Genomic DNA, 16965 nt, shown 5'->3' on the forward strand with positions numbered 1-16965 from the left:
TGGCTTCCTCAACACTCGCCGAAATCAGCGGCCGTCGTGCCGGAGAATTCCTGGACAGCATGCAAGGTCACGGTCTCGCTTTTCGTACGCGGCAGTTCCTCCCTCACCGCAGGCTGGCAATCCCATGGTGCCGGCTCGCGTACCTGGCACCAGATGGGGTTTTGAATGGCCAAGTCGATCTGGCGTACGAGTTCCACCATGCCGTCATAGCCGGCGTAAGGGTGTTGGCGCTCCTGGTTGATATCGAGCCACGGCGTCTTGGCCTTCAGGGCGATGAACTGCGTGCGCCCGCCCGACAGCATAATATCGGCCTTGCGTTCCGAGAGCATGGCGTAAAGCTCGCGCGCTGCCATCTGCTCGAATATATGGTTGTCGTCCTTGAGGATCTGCTTGATCCGCTCCTTGTCCTCGACGGTCGACTTCTTGACAGAGGTGCCGACGATCTCGATCCCGATCTCCATCAGCGCATGGACGACCGACCAGGACTTCACGCCGCCGGTGTTGAGCAGCACGCGCTTGCCTGCGAGCCTCGGCCGGTAGGCCGCTAGCTTCTTCCAGGCGATCGCCTCTTCCTCTGCAATCAATACCTCGGTGCGGCCGAGGATCTCCGGATCAGCACCCTGCTTTACGAGCAGCTCAGCGATGTTCCGGAGTGCATCCGAGGTATCGGTGATGCCGTAGAAGGAGCCCTCGAAAAACGGGATGTCCCAGCGCTCGTCCATCTTGCGGGCGAGATTGATGAGCGCGGTCGAGCACACCACCATAGCCGCCCGGGCGCGGTGCGCGCAGGCAATGTCGAAGTAACGCGCGTCACCCGGAATGCAGGCGCGCACCCGGATCCCGAGCCGATCCAGCAGCGGCTTCACCAGCCAGAATTCGCCTGAGAGGTTGAATTCGCCAAGGATGTTGATGTCGTAAGGGCCGGGATCGTCGGGCTCGGCCGTGCCGATGACATGCTCGAGCAATGCCTCGCCGGCAAGCTTGTTGCCAAGATTCTTGGAGCCGACGAAGCCCGGCGCATTGACCGGTACAACGGCCACGCCGAACTTTTCCGCCGCGCGCTGGCAGACGGCCTCTATGTCGTCGCCGATCAGCGCCGTCACGCAGGTTGGATAGACGAAGATCGCCGGCGGCCCATACGCTTCCTTGATCTCGCGGATCGCTTTGAAGAGCTTCCGCTCGCCCTGCCCCATGACAACATCGAGTTCGGTGAGGTCGGTCGTGAAGCTCGTGCGCCACAGCGTTGGCCCGGACGAAGCCGCACCGCGGTTGTCCCAGGAATTGCCCTCGCAGGCGAGCGGCCCATGGACCAGGTGTGCGACGTCGGTGATCGGCTGCAGCACGATCTTGGCGCCATCGAAGGCACAGCCACCGGCCGCCGCCCCGGGGGTCAGTGGCTTCGAACAGCCCACCTTGCGCGCCTTGGCATCCTTGCCGCGGTTCTTTTCGCAGCCAGGCTCGTTGAAGACATCCTGGATTTTGGCTCTGAGCAAGGACATTGCGTCGGTCTCCAAAGTCCCTCGGGAAGACGACCGGCCAAAGCCGACCGTCAAGCTTAGCGGGTGAGGTCATACGAATAGTCCGTCACGCCCGTCTCGCTTGTCTCGCGATCGAGTTTGTCGAAGATCTTGTCGAGGATCGTCGTCAGCACGCGCAACCCGCCTTGGTAGCCCATCAGCGCGAACCGATGGTGATGGTGGCGATCGAAGATCGGAAACGTCAGCCGGATCAGCGGCGTGCCCGTGTCGCGCTCCAGATACTTGCCATAGGAGTTGCCGATCAGCAGGTCCACCGGCTCGGTGAAGAGCAGCGAGCGCATCGCCCAGAGGTCCTTGCCCGCCCAGACTTGAGCATCCTTGCCGAAGGGCGATGATGCAAGCAGTTCCTTCAACTCCGCTTCCCATGCCGACGTGCCGTTGGTGGAGAGGCAATGGGTCGGCTCGCCGCCCGTCTCCATGATGAAGCGGGCCATGGCGTAGACAAAGTCCGGATCGCCGTAGATGGCGTATTTCTTACCGTGCAGCCAGGATTGGCTGTCCGCCATGGCGTCGACAAGTCGGCCGCGCTCCAGGCGGATTGCCTCGGGGATTTGCTTGCCGGAAATCGCGGAGACCTCCACGAGGAAGTCGTCGGTTGCCTGGACTCCGAGCGGGTAATGGAACGAGGCCGTCGCCTGCCCCACCCCCTCGCAATACTCCAGTGTTTTTCGGGTGTTGTAATGCTGCAACGACAGCGTCGCCTCGGCGTTGAGTGCCTTCCTCACGTCTTCGATCTTCGTGCCGCCGTCATACATGCGGTATTCGCCGTCGGACGGCGTGTCGAACTGGTCAGAGGCGTCTTGGATGAAGGAATAAGAAACGCCCATCAGATCGAGCAGGCGCTTGAGTTCCCGGTTGTTGCCAACACAGAAGCCATCGAAACCCGGAATGACGTTGATGGTCCCCTCGGCTTCCGTTCGCTCCTCGCCTTTCCAGAAATGCTCCAAAATCCCCTTGAGCGTGACGTCGTAGCCATCGACATGACTGCCGACGAAGGCCGGCGTATGGGCGAATGGGACGTCGAAGTCGCGCGGGACCGAGCCTTCGTCCTTGGCGTTCTCGATGAAGCTGTGCAGGTCATCTCCAATGACCTCCGCCATACAAGTAGTCGAGACGGCGATCATCTTCGGGTCGTAGAGTTGGTACGTGTTGGCGAGCCCGTCGACCAGGTTCTTCAGGCCGCCGAACACTGCCGCGTCCTCAGTCATCGAGGAGGAAACCGCCGAAGCAGGCTCCTTGAAATGGCGCGACAGGTGCGAGCGGTAATAGGCCACGCAGCCCTGGCTGCCGTGGACGAAGGACATGGTTCGCTCGAAGCCTGCGGCCGCGAACACCGCGCCGAGCGGCTGGCAGGCCTTGGCGGGGTTCACGACAAGGGCTTGGCGAGCAAGGTTCTTTTCGCGGTATTCCCACGTCTTGGTGAATTCGCCTTGGTCGGTAACGATCTGGTCTGGATGAGGACATTCGAAATTCAGCCTCTTCTCCGCGAGCATCTGCCTGTATTCCGGCTCGCGGAACAGGGGCGCGTGGTCGAGAACTTTTTCAGCCGACTGCGGCATGGGTGGTTACCTCTTTCCATCTGGCCCGCCACACGGCGGCACAGGGACGTCGAAACGGTTCAGGTCTCCCGGGGACAAAGGCCACAGGCGTTCACGGCCTCCCGGCTCCCGGGAGGCCAGATTTTCATTCGGCTGCGATCGCCGCCGAGGGCTCGGCTTTTTTCTTCCAGGGGGCGTCGTAGAGGTTCCAGACCGGGTTGTTGATGGCCAGATCCATGTCGCGGGCGAAGATGGCGAAGCCGTCGTAGCCGTGATACGGGCCGGAATAATCCCAGGAATGCATTTGACGGAACGGTATGCCCATCTTCTGGACCGGGTACTTTTCCTTGATGCCGGAGCCCACGAGATCAGGACGGATCCCCTCGATGAACTTCTCGAGCTCGTAACCAGTCACGTCGTCATAGATCAGTGTGCCCTTCTTCACGTAGTGGCCGGTGCGCTGATAGTCGTCGTTATGGCCAAATTCGTAGCCAGTGCCGACGATCACCATGCCCAGGTCCTCATATGCCGTGACGACGTGACGGGGGCGCAGCCCGCCGACATAGAGCATCACCGTCCTGCCTTCGAGGCGCGGCCGGTACTTGGCTATGACCGCTTCGACCAGCGGCCGGTATTTGGCGATGACCGCCTCGGCCTTGGCCTCGATTTCCGGCCCGAAGTGCTTGGCTATCTTGCGCAGAGAGGCTTCGGTCTGGGAGGGGCCGAAGAAATTGTACTCCATCCAGGCGATGCCATACTTTTCCTCCATGTGCCGGCAGATGTAGTTCATCGATCTGTAGCAATGGATGAGATTGAGTTTCGCCTTTGGCGCTCGCTCTATTTCGGCCAGCGTAGCGTCGCCCGACCAGTTGCCGACCACGCGCAGACCCATCTCTTCGAGCAGGATGCGCGAAGCCCAGGCGTCGCCGCCGATATTATAGTCGCCGACCACATTGACATCGTACGGGCCGGCCTCGAACTCGAGGTCCTTCTTCTCGAACACCCAGTCGCGGATCGCGTCATTGGCGATGTGGTGGCCGAGGGATTGCGACACGCCGCGGAAGCCCTCGCAGCGCACCGGCACGATTGTCTTTTCGTGCTGCTTGGCCTTGTTGCGGGACACGGCTTCCGTGTCGTCGCCAATCAGGCCAATCGGGCATTCGGATTGCACAGTCATGCCCTTATTCAGCGGAAACAGTTCCTCGATCTCGTCGATGATCCGTTCGAGCTTCTTGTCGCCGCCGAAAACAATATCCTTCTCCTGGAAATCGGAGGTGAACTGCATGGTGACGAACGTGTCGATGCCGGTCGTGCCGACGTAGTAGTTGCGGCGCTGAGACCAGGAATATTGCCCGCAACCGACCGGGCCGTGCGAGATATGGACCATATCCTTGACTGGACCCCACACCACGCCTTTCGAGCCGGCATAGGCGCAGCCGCGAATTGTCATCACGCCGGGGATGGACTTGATGTTCGATTTTACCTCGCATTCGGAAAGGACCTCGCTTTCCTCGCCAGCCTCGTCGCGGCTTTTTGCGACGCTGAGGTGCTTTTTGCGGCGCTTCGCCGACTTGTCAGGATATTGCGACAGCACTTCCTCGATAAGCCTCGCATGGAGGCCACCGTCATTCTCGTATTCCAGGCTCATGGGACCCCTTTCAAGGTTCAGGGTGACGCCTCACCGACGAGGCGCGGTTCTTTGAAAGACGCACCAGGTCAGGCGGCGCCTCATGAAGGCAGCGGTCGCTACTGTGCGGCCGTCTTAGCCGCTTCCTTGACCTGAAGCTCGGCAAGCATCTGCTCGTCCGTCTTCATGATGCCGAAGTCGAGCAGCATGTCCTCGAGCTCCTCCATGGTGATCGGGGTCGGGATGGTGCCCTGGCCCGAATTCCCATGGATCTTCTCGGCCAGCGCCCTGTATTCCCCGGCCTGCTTGGAGTCCGGCGCATACTGGATCACAGACATCTTCCTGAGCTCGGCGTGCTGGACGATGTTGTCGCGCGGCACGAAGTGGATAAGTTTGGAATTGAGCCTGGAAGCAAGCGCCTCGGCGAGGTCGAGCTCGCGGTCGGTTTGGCGCTCGTTGCAGATCAGGCCGCCGAGCCGCACGCCGCCCGAATGGGCGTATTTCAGGATACCCTTGGCGATGTTGTTGGCGGCATAGAGCGCCATCATCTCGCCGGACATGACGATATAGATTTCCTGGGCCTTGTTCTCGCGGATCGGCATCGCGAAACCGCCACACACCACATCCCCGAGCACGTCGTAGGAGACATAGTCGACGTCGTCGTAGGCGCCGTTCTCCTCGAGGAAGTTGATTGAGGTGATCACGCCGCGGCCGGCGCAGCCGACACCTGGCTCAGGGCCGCCCGACTCCACGCATTTGATGCCTTTGTAGCCGACCTTGAGCACGTCCGCGAGTTCCAGGTCTTCCACCGAACCTTCCTCTGCCGCGAGGTGCAGCACCGTATCCTGCGCCTTCGCGTTCAGGATCAGTCGGGTGGAGTCGGCTTTGGGGTCGCAGCCCACGATGAGGATTCTCTGCCCGAGGTCGACAAGGGCGGCGAGCGTATTTTGGGAGGTGGTGGACTTGCCGATGCCGCCCTTGCCGTAAAAGGCGATCTGACGCAAACCTGACATGTGGCTTTCCTTCCTTCGTTCCATTCATCGCGGCTGCCGCGACATGAATGCCGGTCGGGCAGCTGTAGCCGCCTCGCACCTAAGGATCTCAAGACTCGTGCCAATTTGACCGTCGTGCCGCAGAAAAATTTCGTGGTTGCTTTTCAGCGATTTAGCTTGTGGCCAAACAGTGATTGTGGACGAAGCCGTGTAGCGGACCCGACAATGGCGACACAGCGCGTCGGATAGCGATCCTCAAGACCGCTATAGGCTGATCCAGAGACCGGAACATGTTGGGGCGGCGAGGCGGTCTCGGTATGGTATTTGGCGGTCGCGCGGCCGACCCGCCGCGCGAGTGGTTCGAGGCCAAGACACAGCTCGCCGTCGTCTTCGGCGAGCGCTTCGTCGGCCTATGACGAAACCGGCCTCACGGACAGGATTCCTGACTGCTCCTGTCAAACTGCCGCGGTGCTTCGGGCGCCCATAAGTCAGGCACTGCAATGATGACAGGGCAGCAAAACCAGTCGGCTCACATCTTTTCTGCTTTCCGAACGTGCTCTGCGAAGGCAGCAAGATTAGCGGCGGAACCCAAGCGACCAGGGCCATGCCGCATGCGGCGGCTGCGGCATCGGACGAAGTTCGACGCAAGCGCATCATAGTTGGGCCGCACGAGATCGCGGATCCTCGGTCATTAAGCGTGCCGGGTGCGCTGCGGATATCGTTCTGCTAGCCGTTGGCGTGGACGGAATGCGTTGGAGGATTTTCAGGAAGCTTTTGCGGTCGGTCCGGTGCGCGCGAGTAGACGGCACGGCCCCAACTCCAGGATCATGTCGAGCAGGTCCGCAGGGGTCAGCGTTCGAGAATCTGGTGGCCCCGCCATCACGCAGCGTCCGCACCGGTTTTGCCTGGTTGTACATCGCATCTCTCAGAGCCTGACCCGAAACTCGGGATTGGGCTTGGAAGCGGTTGAGTGGCGTCCGTTGTGATCCGCTTGAGTTGTTTAGACTTGAGCGGGATCACGAGAGGGTTGGACGGGGGCCACCCTCAATATTACCGTGCGGGGCAGCGGGATGCAACGCGCGTTGACGGGCAGGGAATGGGCGTTGATCGGGCCGTCCATGCCTGGAGCGAAGGCGACAGGACGACCACGGACCAAGACTGAAGTTAAGACCGCCAGCGCTGCCGTCAAAGACATTTTGCTTTCGAACCCGGATGGATTGCACGAAGTGCTCCGTGCGGTGATGCAGGAGGTGCTTGAGGCCGAGATGGACGAGGCGCTGGGTGCCTCGAAGAGCGAGCGCACGCCCGACGGCTTGGCTATCGCTCGGGCTATTACGGCCGCACCCTTGTGACGCGGGTCGGCAAGCTCGAGCTGCGGGTTCCGCAGGACCGGGCCGGGCGCTTCTCCACCGAGCTGTTCGAGCGCTACCAGCGTTCCGAGCGGGCCTTGGTGGCGACACTGGCGGAGATGTATGTGCAGGGCGTGTCGACCCGCAAGGTGAAGGCGATCACGGAAGAACTGTGCGGCCATGCCTTCTCGGCCTCGTCGATCTCGGCCATCAACAAGCGGCTGGACGAGAGCCTCGCTGCCTTTGCCAGGCGCCCCCTTCAAGAGCCGTTTCCTTACCTCATCCTTGGCAGATCAGCCCTGGCCTCTGCGAAATTAATCTAGGCGCAGAACCTATGGCGTGCGCATCTTTCCCAACCGAAAGCTGCCTGCGCCTGGTCAGGGCCTAGCCGTCGAGACCAACGAAAACTGAATGGAGGCCAACCGCTACATCAACATGGACGATTTGCGCGAGCACAAGAAGCTCGCTCTGCGCCAAGCCGCATGACCAGCGTCATGGCCGCCCCCTTTTTGCAGAACTTGACGCACACAACCATATATTGCTTGGACCGGCTGCCAGCGGCGGGCGTTGCAGGACTGCTTCCCGCCGTTTTGACGGTTCAACGCTATTTTCTAATGCCTGGCGAGACGATAGGCTGTACTTCCACCTGCGTGGCTGCGGCCCACCTGACGCTTGGTCGCCAGGCGAGCCCGACCGCCGGCATCAGCGATAGCCAATCGGCAAAGGCCGCGGACGTTGCCGGTTTGCGTGGCTACGACGGCATGTAGTAGCGTTGCCAGGCGGCTTCGGGGATCACCTCGCCGATCGCTGCCACCAGGCCGGCATGATCGTCGGACACGACCAACTCGACCTCTCGCCGACCTGGGCACGTGGACGATCAAGCGCTCCGACACGGCCAAGGTCTCGAGGTGCTGCCGCGACGATGAGACATCGAGCGAACCCTCGCCTGGCTCGGGCGTTGACCGGCTCGCCAAGGTTTTCGAGACTATCGCAAGCGCCGAAGCGTGGGTCTTCATCGCCTCCATTCGCCTCATGCTTCGCCACCGCGCAGCTCCACCTCGCACGTAACCGAGTTTCGAGTCAGGCGCCAATCCGTTGTCTGATTGAGAGAATCACAGATCAACATACCAGCCAGATACCCGCTCACAGGTCTCTTACTCCCCTTCGCGCTCTGTGCGTAGGACGCTGTGCCTTTCGCAACCCAATTGGATTGTCTAAAGCATGACAAAGCTTGGCCTTACCGGACTCGCAGAAACAGGAAAAGCGAGCACCACATAGAAATTACATCGCTTTTTCGCTTGGCATTGCTCTTGCTGTTTATACTCTGACGTTCACGTAGGAGCAGGGCCGTTCGATGTCTGTACGGATGATTTACTTGAGGGCATCACCGGCACGAGATGCTCCGAACAGGTGGATGCAACCGCCAAATCCGGTATTCGCGCGTCTTTATGCTCCGGCTCGTCAGCTACACCGCGCGCCGCGCATTTTGGATGATGTCTCTATAGCGATGTCCTCAATCTACGCCGCATCCTCTTCCAACTTTGGGCGGAGGCGTGAGCGGAGGGAGCGCCTTCGTTCCGGCCGATCCCTCCATGACCGCCCTCATGGCGCGATGGCCTTACCGCCAACGAGACAGAATCTCCGCCATTGGCCCGCTCTGAGGACAAGGCAACTGCCATGATGAGCTTAGGTGTGCATTCCGAGGTCGCCCGGCTGCGAGAAGTGCTGGTGCACCGGCCAGGCCTTAACCTCCACCGTCTCACCCCGCGGAACTGCAACGGCCTTCTTTTCGATGACGTGCTTTGGGTGGAGCGCGCCGGACGGGAGCACGATACGTTCGTGGAGGCCCTGCGCGACCGTGGCGTGTTGGTGCACTCCTTGGACGGCCTGCTTTCTGCAACGGTGGCCTTGCCCGAAGCGCGCCGTTGGCTACTCGACCGTCGCGTCAATGCTTCCGCCGTTGGGCAAGACATGGTCGATGAATTGCGGGGCTGGCTTGAGGAGATTCCTGCTGGTCAGCTCGCGACATATCTGGTTGGCGGGATTCTTGTTGCGGAAATGCCGTTCAAACCGCGCAGCCTGACGGGGCAAACGCTAATGCCGGAAGATTTCGTCCTGCCGCCCTTGCCGAACCAGCTTTTTACACGTGACAGTTCATGTTGGATCTATGGGGGCGTCACGGTCAACGCTATGCATTGGCCCGCAAGACAGCCGGAAGCTGCGAATGTCGAGGCCGTCTACCGGTTCCATCCGCGGTTTCGCGAGGCCAGCTTCACTTTCCTGTTGCCCGATGGGATAGACCCCATTTCCAGCCTCGAAGGCGGAGATGTGATGCCGATTGGCGGCGGCGTTGTGCTAATTGGAATGGGCGAACGAACCACACCGCAGGCAGTCGAGGCTCTGGCGCGCCGCTTGTTCACGACGAAGGAGGTAACCCGAGTCATCGCAGCGCTGATGCCGCGGAAACGCAACTATGTGCATCTGGACACAATCTTCACCTTCTGTGACCGCGACCTCGTGACAATCTACCCACAGGTTGTTGAGTTGCTGCACACGTTTTCGCTACGGCCGACCAACGCTGAGGGTGTGCTCGATGTCACCAAGGAGGCTCGACCGTTCTTGTCGGTGGTGGCCGAGGCGTTAGGATTGAACGCTCTCCGCACTGTCGCGACCGGTGGCGATAACTCCGCGGCCGAGCGGGAGCAATGGGATGCCGCTAATAATGTGGTCGCCGTCGAGCCCGGCGTCGTGATTGCTTACGAACGAAACGTATACACGAACACGATGTTGAGACGCGCCGGCGTGGAAGTGATCGCTGTCGACGGTGCGGAACTCAGCCGGGGACGTGGGGGCGCACACTGCATGACTTGTCCCATTGTGCGCGATCCAATCTGAGCAAAGGCACTATGACATCAACCCGCAAGGCACCAAAGACTGTCCGCAATCTCGATGATTTCGGCTTCACCGTCGTCTCCTTTAGGTCTGCGGAAGCTCTGGAACCGGCAGGCATATCCGCTTCTGCACCACCGACAATTGAACAAGACTCTTAGCCTCGTGAGTGGCATGGCACTAGGTCGGCGACGTTCAACACTCCTCTGTTCGACAGCGTCGGCTTCGAAACCCAGGACTCTTCGGCGATACGCAGTACGAGAGCGACTTTGGAATGGATGTTGCCAGCGTCTCCACATGGTCGATGACCTACATCAGCGGCCCCTGTGGCAGCTTCAACCTGCTTACTAACCCGATCGGCGTCTTTCCCGTGGTACCAAGTTCAGAATTCTCCACTCAGGCACCTTCCTCGGTGGTTATGGTTCGCCCCCATCATTTCACGGTCAATACCGAGACTGCTGCCGATAATCGCTTTCAACTATCGAATGAGATTGCTGGTGATCTCTCGCCGCTCGCATATGCGGAGATCACCCGCGCCGCCGCGCTGCTTCGAGAGCAGGGTATAGTGGTGCATTTGTTCGAGAGCGAGGGCAGCAACACTCCGGATTCAGTGTTTCCGAATAACTGGTTTTCAACCCACTCTGGCGGTTACGTGGCGATCTACCCGATGAAGGCCTTGAGTCGCCGGCGTGAGCGCCGGAGCGATATAATAGACATGCTGAAAAGCCGATATAGAGTGCAGGAGGTTATCGACTATTCTGGCCTTGAGCTGGACGGGCTCTTCTTGGAAGGTACCGGTTCGATGGTGCTCGATCACATCGATCGTGTCGCCTATGCGGTAAGATCTGAGCGCACGGATCCTATCGCAGTTGAAAGGTTCTGCACCCAGTTTAGTTTTGAGCCGATTTTGTTCTCGGCGAAGGACCCCAGCGGGTTCGACATTTATCATACGAACGTGCTGATGTGCGTCGCAACCGATTTCGCCATGATCGGCCTCGACATGATTACGGACTCAGGGCGACGACGCGAAATCGTCAACCGTTTCGAACGGGCGGGCCGTCGAGTAATCGGGCTCACCAACGCACAGATCGAGAAGTTTGCTGGCAATGCCATTGAGCTCCTGGGCGGGAACGGGCGCATCTTGGCCCTGTCGACGACCGCACTTCTGGCATTGACAGCGGAACAGATCGGCATCATCGGCGAGAGCGCGCGCATCCTGCCCCTAGCAATTCCAACGATCGAGCTAGCTGGCGGTTCCGTGCGATGCACCATCGCCGGAGTGCACCTCACGCCCCGGGATTAGAAATCGGTCTGTTCGTTACGACCCGACCCTGCGGAAATAGGAAACCGGAACTCCAACTGCCACCGGGGCGTCGGATTTGGACAGGTCGTCGCGCGCAAGCGTCATGAGCCTGGCCATGGTTCGTGTCAAGGGCGTGCGGGCAAGCGCGCGTTTTGATCGGCCTTTTCGGCCAGCCGCCGGCGCGCCCATTCACGACGCGGATCTGACCGCGGAAGCCCTTCTCGTGCGTTTCGCACCAGAGCGCCGACCTCATGCCACCAAAAATCACAGACCCTCCCCTGCTATACGAGCCCTTCAGGCGCAGATTAAGGCATGGCTCGCGGAAGAGCCGGCGCTCGGCAGCAAGTGTGTGTCGCAACGCCTTACAAAGATCGACCCGTCGCGCTCCAAGGCATGGAAATGGCTTAGCTGTTCCTCCTCGATGGCGGGTTGGATGACGAGCTGGCCGCTATCTCCCCCCGCCGCGACAGAGGAGTTAGCGGCCATGTCGGCCTCATCGCGGTCCGCAACATGCATCCGTGAGGCGATAGGAGGGATCAACTCCCGGAGTCGGTTGACAATGCGAACTCAATCGTTTGTCCCTGCGGGACAGAAGCTAATCTCGTTGAAACGAGGGCTTCACAGATAGGTCCCTGCGATACACCGTCGATCAAAATTTCGACGGTGATGAGCCTTCGCCGCTGATCAACATGAGACGGGGCAGTGGCCTGAAGCATTACCTCGCCTAGCTGCCGCGGTTGAAGCTCAATGCTCTGAGCCTCTCCATCCGAGGCCCAACCAAATGCCGGTTGGAGGCGAGCGCTGTACACAGCAGGGCGCTCCAAGTTGTTGCGGAGCTTCACTGTATATATGAGCTTGCTATTCGGCTGAACATGCGAAATATAAGGGAGCATCCGCGCCCAGAATAGATCGATAAAATGATTGGCGGGTTCATCTACGATACCTCGGAAAGCTGCTTCTTTACGTTCGATGTAACTCGTGTACTCGGCGATCCTCGCCTGATCCATATCAATCAGCTTTCCGTGCCCAGGACACACAAGATCGGGGTTAAGTACCCGTATTACATTAGCGCAGCGACGATGCATCTCCAATTGAAAGCTGTTGCGCATGACCGTCGCCTGGATAGCAATCTCGCGATCAATCCCTCCGGCGCGAGGATTAAAAAGGAACAGATTGTCGCCGCCAAAAACGACTCGTTTTCCGTCGATCCTAGCCAGAATCATCGCGTGAAATTCGGTCTGACCCGGGGCGTAATGCACCTCTAAGTCAAATCCTCGCCAGTGAAAAGCCTCACCGTCACTCAGAATCCGTTGCACTTCAATGGGTTTGTGGAAGCAGCACGGCGTACTTGCCCACGCAGCTGGATCGGCAATGACCTCGGCGACACAATCGAGGGCCCAGCACTTTGTGCCGAAATGTCGCTGGAGGTACGGTATGCCACAGACATGGTCATCGTGAATGTGCGTCGGCACGACGAGTTCAATATGCCGCACTCCATGATCATCGCGAAGCTGATCGATATGATGCTCGACGAAACGCAGGGCCTGCAGCCCGTCGGAATCTGCGCCGCTATGGAGATGCCCCTGCGAGGCTAGCCCATAATCAATCAACATTGCGTGACCGCTTCCACTCAGCACAACGTAAAAATTGGAACAGGTGTAAGGCCCGGCCCACAGCAGATGTTCACTGATCCGCTCCAGCCTACTCTCGCGGATAGTCTGCGTCTCGTTGAAATTAACGTCTCGGCCCGATGTAAAAAGCCTGCCGATAGAAGAAAGTGTTTCGAGTCTCGATTCGAGCCTTTCGATATCCCCCTTCACGTCGTTAATTGATACCCCGTGAGATGGATAGGCGCTCTCGACGTTCTCCTTTTTTAAGGCGAGTATCGACTGCATTGTGAATTCGGCACCGAGAAGGTCACCGTAGCCATACTCCATTGCGTGCAATTGATAGAGTTTCCCGCCGGCAGTCATCAGGTCGCCAATAAAGGCCACTCTCGTACCATCTACATCTACAATCAGGCTAACCATGCCGCAGGTGTGACCCTTCGCCGGAAGCACTCGAAATTCGTACTCCTTCCAGACGAAGGTACCGTAGTCTTCCAGAACAGCGTCGATCGCAAGATTTTCTCCTAGTGAGAAGAACGTGTTGCTGTCATTGTAGTTGTCGTAGATGCGTCGTGCCTGCCAATACGCCTCGACATCGTCGAATAGGTGGCGTTCGTATTCCGGCACCGCGATTTTCGCCCCAGCTTTTTGAACGATAGGCGTTCCCCAGCACTGATCCCTGTGGTGATGGGTATGTAGAACCCAGTCGACCTGTTCGATGCCGATTGTATGAAGATGCTGCAAAACAGCGCCCGATCCTGTATCGATCAGCAGGCACTCCGAGCCACTTTTCAGAACGTAAACGGTACAGGTATCGTGATACGCCCAAAGGTGTTCGGAGAGCTGGATGAGAGACATTCTATTTCTTTCTCAGAGCGCTGATACGCTTGTGCCGAAGACGTTCTTGATCACGAGTGGTCCATCGCAAATGCGGACTTGGCTGTTACCATCAACTAAGCTCTCTCACATCGCTTCCAACATATGGCGACGCCCGTGCCGCCGCCGATGCAGAGCGTGGCCAGCCCTTCTTGGCGCCACGAGGCGCATCTCGTAGACCAGCGTGTTGGCGGGCGCCCGAAGCGCCGATCGGGTGACCGATGGCGATGGCGCCACCATTGACGGCTTCGGCCTCGCTCATCAGCAGCGCGCCAGCGGCGCCGTCATTGATGCCCGACGCGTTGGCGGCGGTCACGGTGCCGTCCTTGTCGAAAGCCGGCTTCAGCTTGGACATGGCGTCGATAATGGCGCCGTGGCGGATGTACTCGTCCTGGTCGACGACAGTGTCGCCTTTCCTGCCCTTGATGGTGAAGGCCACGATCTCGTCCTTGAACTTGCCGGCCTTCTGCGCGGCCTCGGCCTTGTTTTGCGAGGCGAGCGCGAACTGGTCCTGGTCGTCGCGGGTGATCTGGAACTGGCGGGCGACGTTCTCGGCGGTGTTGCCCATATGGTAGCCGTTGAAGGCGTCCCACAACCCGTCCTTGATCATGGTGTCGATCATCTTGTAGTAGCCCATCTTGACGCCGGCGCGCAGGTGCTCGGCGTGCGGCGACAGCGACATCGATTCCTGGCCGCCGGCGATGATCACAGTGGCGTCGCCGGCGGCGATCTGCTGCATGCCGAGCGCGATGGCGCGCAGGCCAGAGCCGCAAACCTGGTTGAGCCCCCAGGCGGTGGTCTCCTTGGGCAGGCCGGCATTGATCGACGCCTGGCGGGCGGGGTTCTGGCCCTGGGCGGCGGTCAGCACCTGGCCGAGAATGACCTCGTCGACTTCGCCCGGCTCGACGCCGGCGCGCGCCAAAAGCTCCCTGATGACGACGGCGCCAAGTTCATGCGCCGGGGTGGCGGCGAAGGCGCCGTTAAAAGAGCCGACAGCCGTGCGTGCGGCGCTGGCAACGACCATGGAAGTCTTGCTCATGATGGCTCCTCTTCTCGTGAGCAGCGCCCTGGCTTTCTGTGGCGCGCCGCGAAGTCAGTTAACGATCGTTGCTTCGGTTGCCTTGAGTAATTGGTCATCAGTTCCAGTTACCCGCTTAGGTATCGGCATATGAACTCGGCGTGCTCACCGACAGGAGGAGATCATCTTCTTGCTCTGCTTCAGCAGCATTCCGAGCCCGAAACCATCGACGCCCCAATCGTTCGATGCAATCGTCCGCTCCGTGGTCCCAGCGTCCCGGATCGCGCGGATCACAATCTCCGGTATGCCCGCAAAGCCAAATCCGCCCGCAGCAATCAACATCCCGTCAAATAAAAGACCAGCGCAGAAGGGGCTTCCATATTGATCTTGTTCACGAAGCGCTACAATGGCCTTTGACATCGTTTCCCCGATTTCCAAAGGACACGTTGTTACCCGTGAGAATGGATCGACATCTCGGCACGCCGAGCAAAGGGTCTTATCTCTGTCGGCCGAAGACCGACGCTGGAAGAGATGGCCATATGGGGTCCACGGCGCAAAGGGTGTCATCACTTCCTCTGCCCAATCGATCGTCCCGACGCCTCGGGTACTGGGAGGACAGCATGGGCATCCACTATAGGCTTGAGTTTATCCATCACCTCAGGCAGCGGAGAAACAGACCGATTTTTCTTCGTCGAAACATGGAGCATTATGCTTTCGTAGGTCGCCAGCAAGGTGTCGTCGGAAGCCCGATACAGCCGCATAAAGTTATGGAGCTTTTTGCCGTCAGACGGCAACACTTGCGTCGTCACGTAAATCGCATCCCCGAGTTTCGCCTCAGCTAGCAGCCGAACATGGCTTTCGACGGTGTAGTAGCTGTAGCCTGCCTTCACATATTCGGCTCCGGCGCCGATCTGGTGAAGGAACACGTCGCAGGCGTCGGAATAGCACTGCGTGTAGCGATATTCAGTCATGTGGCCATTGTAGTCGATCCAATCAGCAGGAACCTCCAATTCCAGCAGCTTCATGGGCTCCGGACCTGGGTTGACTTGACGTTTAAAGGCATCGGTCTCAGCCATCGGGCCACCGCTTCCAAATTTATCCAGAGTTTGACGAGGACAGCACACCCGCAAGTTACTGACCTAAAAGAGAACATGGCTTAGCGAGTGGAAAGCCCAGCAGGAGTCTGCCAGCTCGCACATAATTGCTAGCTGCTTGAGAGCGATGTAATGTCCTGAGAACATGGGTGGCAGGATCATCGGCGCGGAGCCATTGCAAAGCTGCTTAGTATTCAGTCGCAATGGTTTGGCCGTCGATGGCGATCGACTGGCCAGAAATAATGCGGCCCTGAGGACTGCAAAGATAAAGGATCATACTCGCAATTTCCTCAACGTTCACAAGCCTGCGCATCGAGTACAGCTTGAGCTCACGCTCTTTGATTTCCTCAATAGACACACCACGCGACTGCGCGGCCATGGCTTGGACCCGGTCCATTCTGCGTGAGTCGACAGATCCGGGGCAAATCGCATTGACGTTGATGTTGTGCGGCCCCAATTCCATCGCCATGACCTCGGAAAGCCCGATCACAGCATATTTGGCGGCGCAATAGGGAGAGCGCAATGAATACGGCAGCAGGCCGGCCGTCGAGGACATGTTAATCACCGTTCCTCCCCCGGCAGCCTTGAGAAGGGGTACGGCCGCTCTCGCACAAAAAAACGCGCCATCCAGATTCACGCCGAGAGTGGTCCTCCAATCTTCATCACTCACAGTTTCAATCGGTTTCGAAGGTCCAGAAATACCAGCATTGTTCACCAGGATATCAAGCCCGCCGAGACGGCTCTCAATCTCCCCAAAGAGCTTGGCTACCGGCTCGGATCTGGAAACATCGGTGGCGATCGTACCGATGCCTGAGCTTGGCAGAACACTCTGGAGAGCCTCTGCGTCGACATCGCAGACGAGCACTCTTGCTCCCTCGGCCGCAAAACGCTCTGCTACCGCCCTTCCGATACCGGCAGCACCAGCTGTGACCAGAACACGCTTGTTCTTCAGCCCTAGATCCATAGCAATTTTCCTCTGAACCAAAAATCTGTTCGCGGGCTCACTCATAGTGAGCCGATATGTGAATGTGATGGGTAGGTTCCCGGCGCATGGCAGGCGGCGGCAATTAGAGCGAGTCGCTGCCGCGGCGGACTCCGCTCTAGGGGTGGGGCAAGAAGGGCCGGGTTTAACCG

The 16965-nt window shown here is 59.2% G+C and carries 11 protein-coding genes and 4 pseudogenes; 5 read left to right on the forward strand and 10 right to left on the reverse strand.

Annotated elements, in window-relative coordinates:
• Positions 1-8: 8 nt before the first annotated feature.
• The 4 genes from nifE to nifH form a co-directional block, all read right to left on the reverse strand.
• A complete protein-coding gene (nifE, locus tag NKI96_RS22870) occupies positions 9-1499 on the reverse strand; it encodes a nitrogenase iron-molybdenum cofactor biosynthesis protein NifE (protein ID WP_352806325.1) in 1491 nt (496 codons plus the stop codon).
• A 56-nt stretch (positions 1500-1555) separates the two neighbouring features.
• Positions 1556-3097: a nitrogenase molybdenum-iron protein subunit beta gene (gene nifK, locus NKI96_RS22875; RefSeq protein WP_352806328.1), complete on the reverse strand. Its 1542-nt coding sequence runs from the start codon at positions 3095-3097 to the stop codon at positions 1556-1558.
• 124 nt (positions 3098-3221) lie between these two features.
• Entirely contained in the window at positions 3222-4724 is a 1503-nt protein-coding gene (nifD, locus tag NKI96_RS22880) for a nitrogenase molybdenum-iron protein alpha chain (RefSeq protein WP_352562240.1), read from the reverse strand.
• 98 nt (positions 4725-4822) lie between these two features.
• Positions 4823-5716: a nitrogenase iron protein gene (gene nifH, locus NKI96_RS22885; RefSeq protein ID WP_023763052.1), complete on the reverse strand. Its 894-nt coding sequence runs from the start codon at positions 5714-5716 to the stop codon at positions 4823-4825.
• A gap of 1097 nt (positions 5717-6813) precedes the next feature.
• Here nifH and NKI96_RS22890 point away from each other — a divergent pair.
• A pseudogene (locus NKI96_RS22890) lies at positions 6814-7331 on the forward strand (transposase); the annotation flags it as partial.
• A 473-nt stretch (positions 7332-7804) separates the two neighbouring features.
• Here the strand turns inward: NKI96_RS22890 and NKI96_RS22895 are convergent.
• A pseudogene (locus NKI96_RS22895) lies at positions 7805-7906 on the reverse strand (transposase); the annotation flags it as partial.
• Here NKI96_RS22895 and NKI96_RS32590 point away from each other — a divergent pair.
• The 4 genes and pseudogenes from NKI96_RS32590 to NKI96_RS32595 form a co-directional block, all read left to right on the forward strand.
• Positions 7906-8112: pseudogene (locus NKI96_RS32590) on the forward strand (IS5/IS1182 family transposase); the annotation flags it as partial. The pseudogenes NKI96_RS22895 and NKI96_RS32590 overlap by 1 nt on opposite strands.
• Positions 8113-8721: 609 nt before the next feature.
• Complete coding sequence (locus NKI96_RS22900) at positions 8722-9939, forward strand: arginine deiminase (RefSeq protein WP_352806331.1); 1218 nt, start codon at positions 8722-8724, stop codon at positions 9937-9939.
• 412 nt (positions 9940-10351) lie between these two features.
• Positions 10352-11236, forward strand: coding sequence for a citrulline utilization hydrolase CtlX (gene ctlX, locus NKI96_RS22905; protein WP_352806373.1), 885 nt, complete (start codon positions 10352-10354; stop codon positions 11234-11236).
• A 115-nt stretch (positions 11237-11351) separates the two neighbouring features.
• Positions 11352-11864: a hypothetical protein gene (locus NKI96_RS32595; RefSeq protein ID WP_502900293.1), complete on the forward strand. Its 513-nt coding sequence runs from the start codon at positions 11352-11354 to the stop codon at positions 11862-11864.
• Here NKI96_RS32595 and NKI96_RS22910 read toward each other — a convergent pair.
• From NKI96_RS22910 to NKI96_RS22930, 5 genes and pseudogenes are all read right to left on the reverse strand, one after another.
• Positions 11773-13701, reverse strand: coding sequence for an MBL fold metallo-hydrolase (locus NKI96_RS22910; RefSeq protein WP_352806334.1), 1929 nt, complete (start codon positions 13699-13701; stop codon positions 11773-11775). The genes NKI96_RS32595 and NKI96_RS22910 overlap by 92 nt on opposite strands.
• Before the next feature lie 95 nt (positions 13702-13796).
• A pseudogene (locus tag NKI96_RS22915) lies at positions 13797-14758 on the reverse strand (acetyl-CoA C-acyltransferase).
• 144 nt (positions 14759-14902) lie between these two features.
• On the reverse strand, positions 14903-15157 hold the full coding sequence (locus NKI96_RS22920) for a CoA-transferase (RefSeq protein ID WP_502900290.1): 255 nt from the start codon (positions 15155-15157) through the stop codon (positions 14903-14905).
• A gap of 146 nt (positions 15158-15303) precedes the next feature.
• Positions 15304-15813 carry a thioesterase family protein gene (locus tag NKI96_RS22925; RefSeq protein WP_352806337.1) on the reverse strand — a complete coding sequence of 170 codons (510 nt, stop codon included), beginning with the start codon at positions 15811-15813 and terminating at the stop codon, positions 15304-15306.
• 205 nt (positions 15814-16018) lie between these two features.
• A complete protein-coding gene (locus NKI96_RS22930) occupies positions 16019-16795 on the reverse strand; it encodes an SDR family oxidoreductase (RefSeq protein WP_352806340.1) in 777 nt (258 codons plus the stop codon).
• Positions 16796-16965 lie beyond the last annotated feature (170 nt).

The organism is Mesorhizobium sp. M0292 (genome assembly GCF_040321695.1).
In the GTDB taxonomy this organism is placed as follows: Bacteria; Pseudomonadota; Alphaproteobacteria; order Rhizobiales; family Rhizobiaceae; genus Mesorhizobium.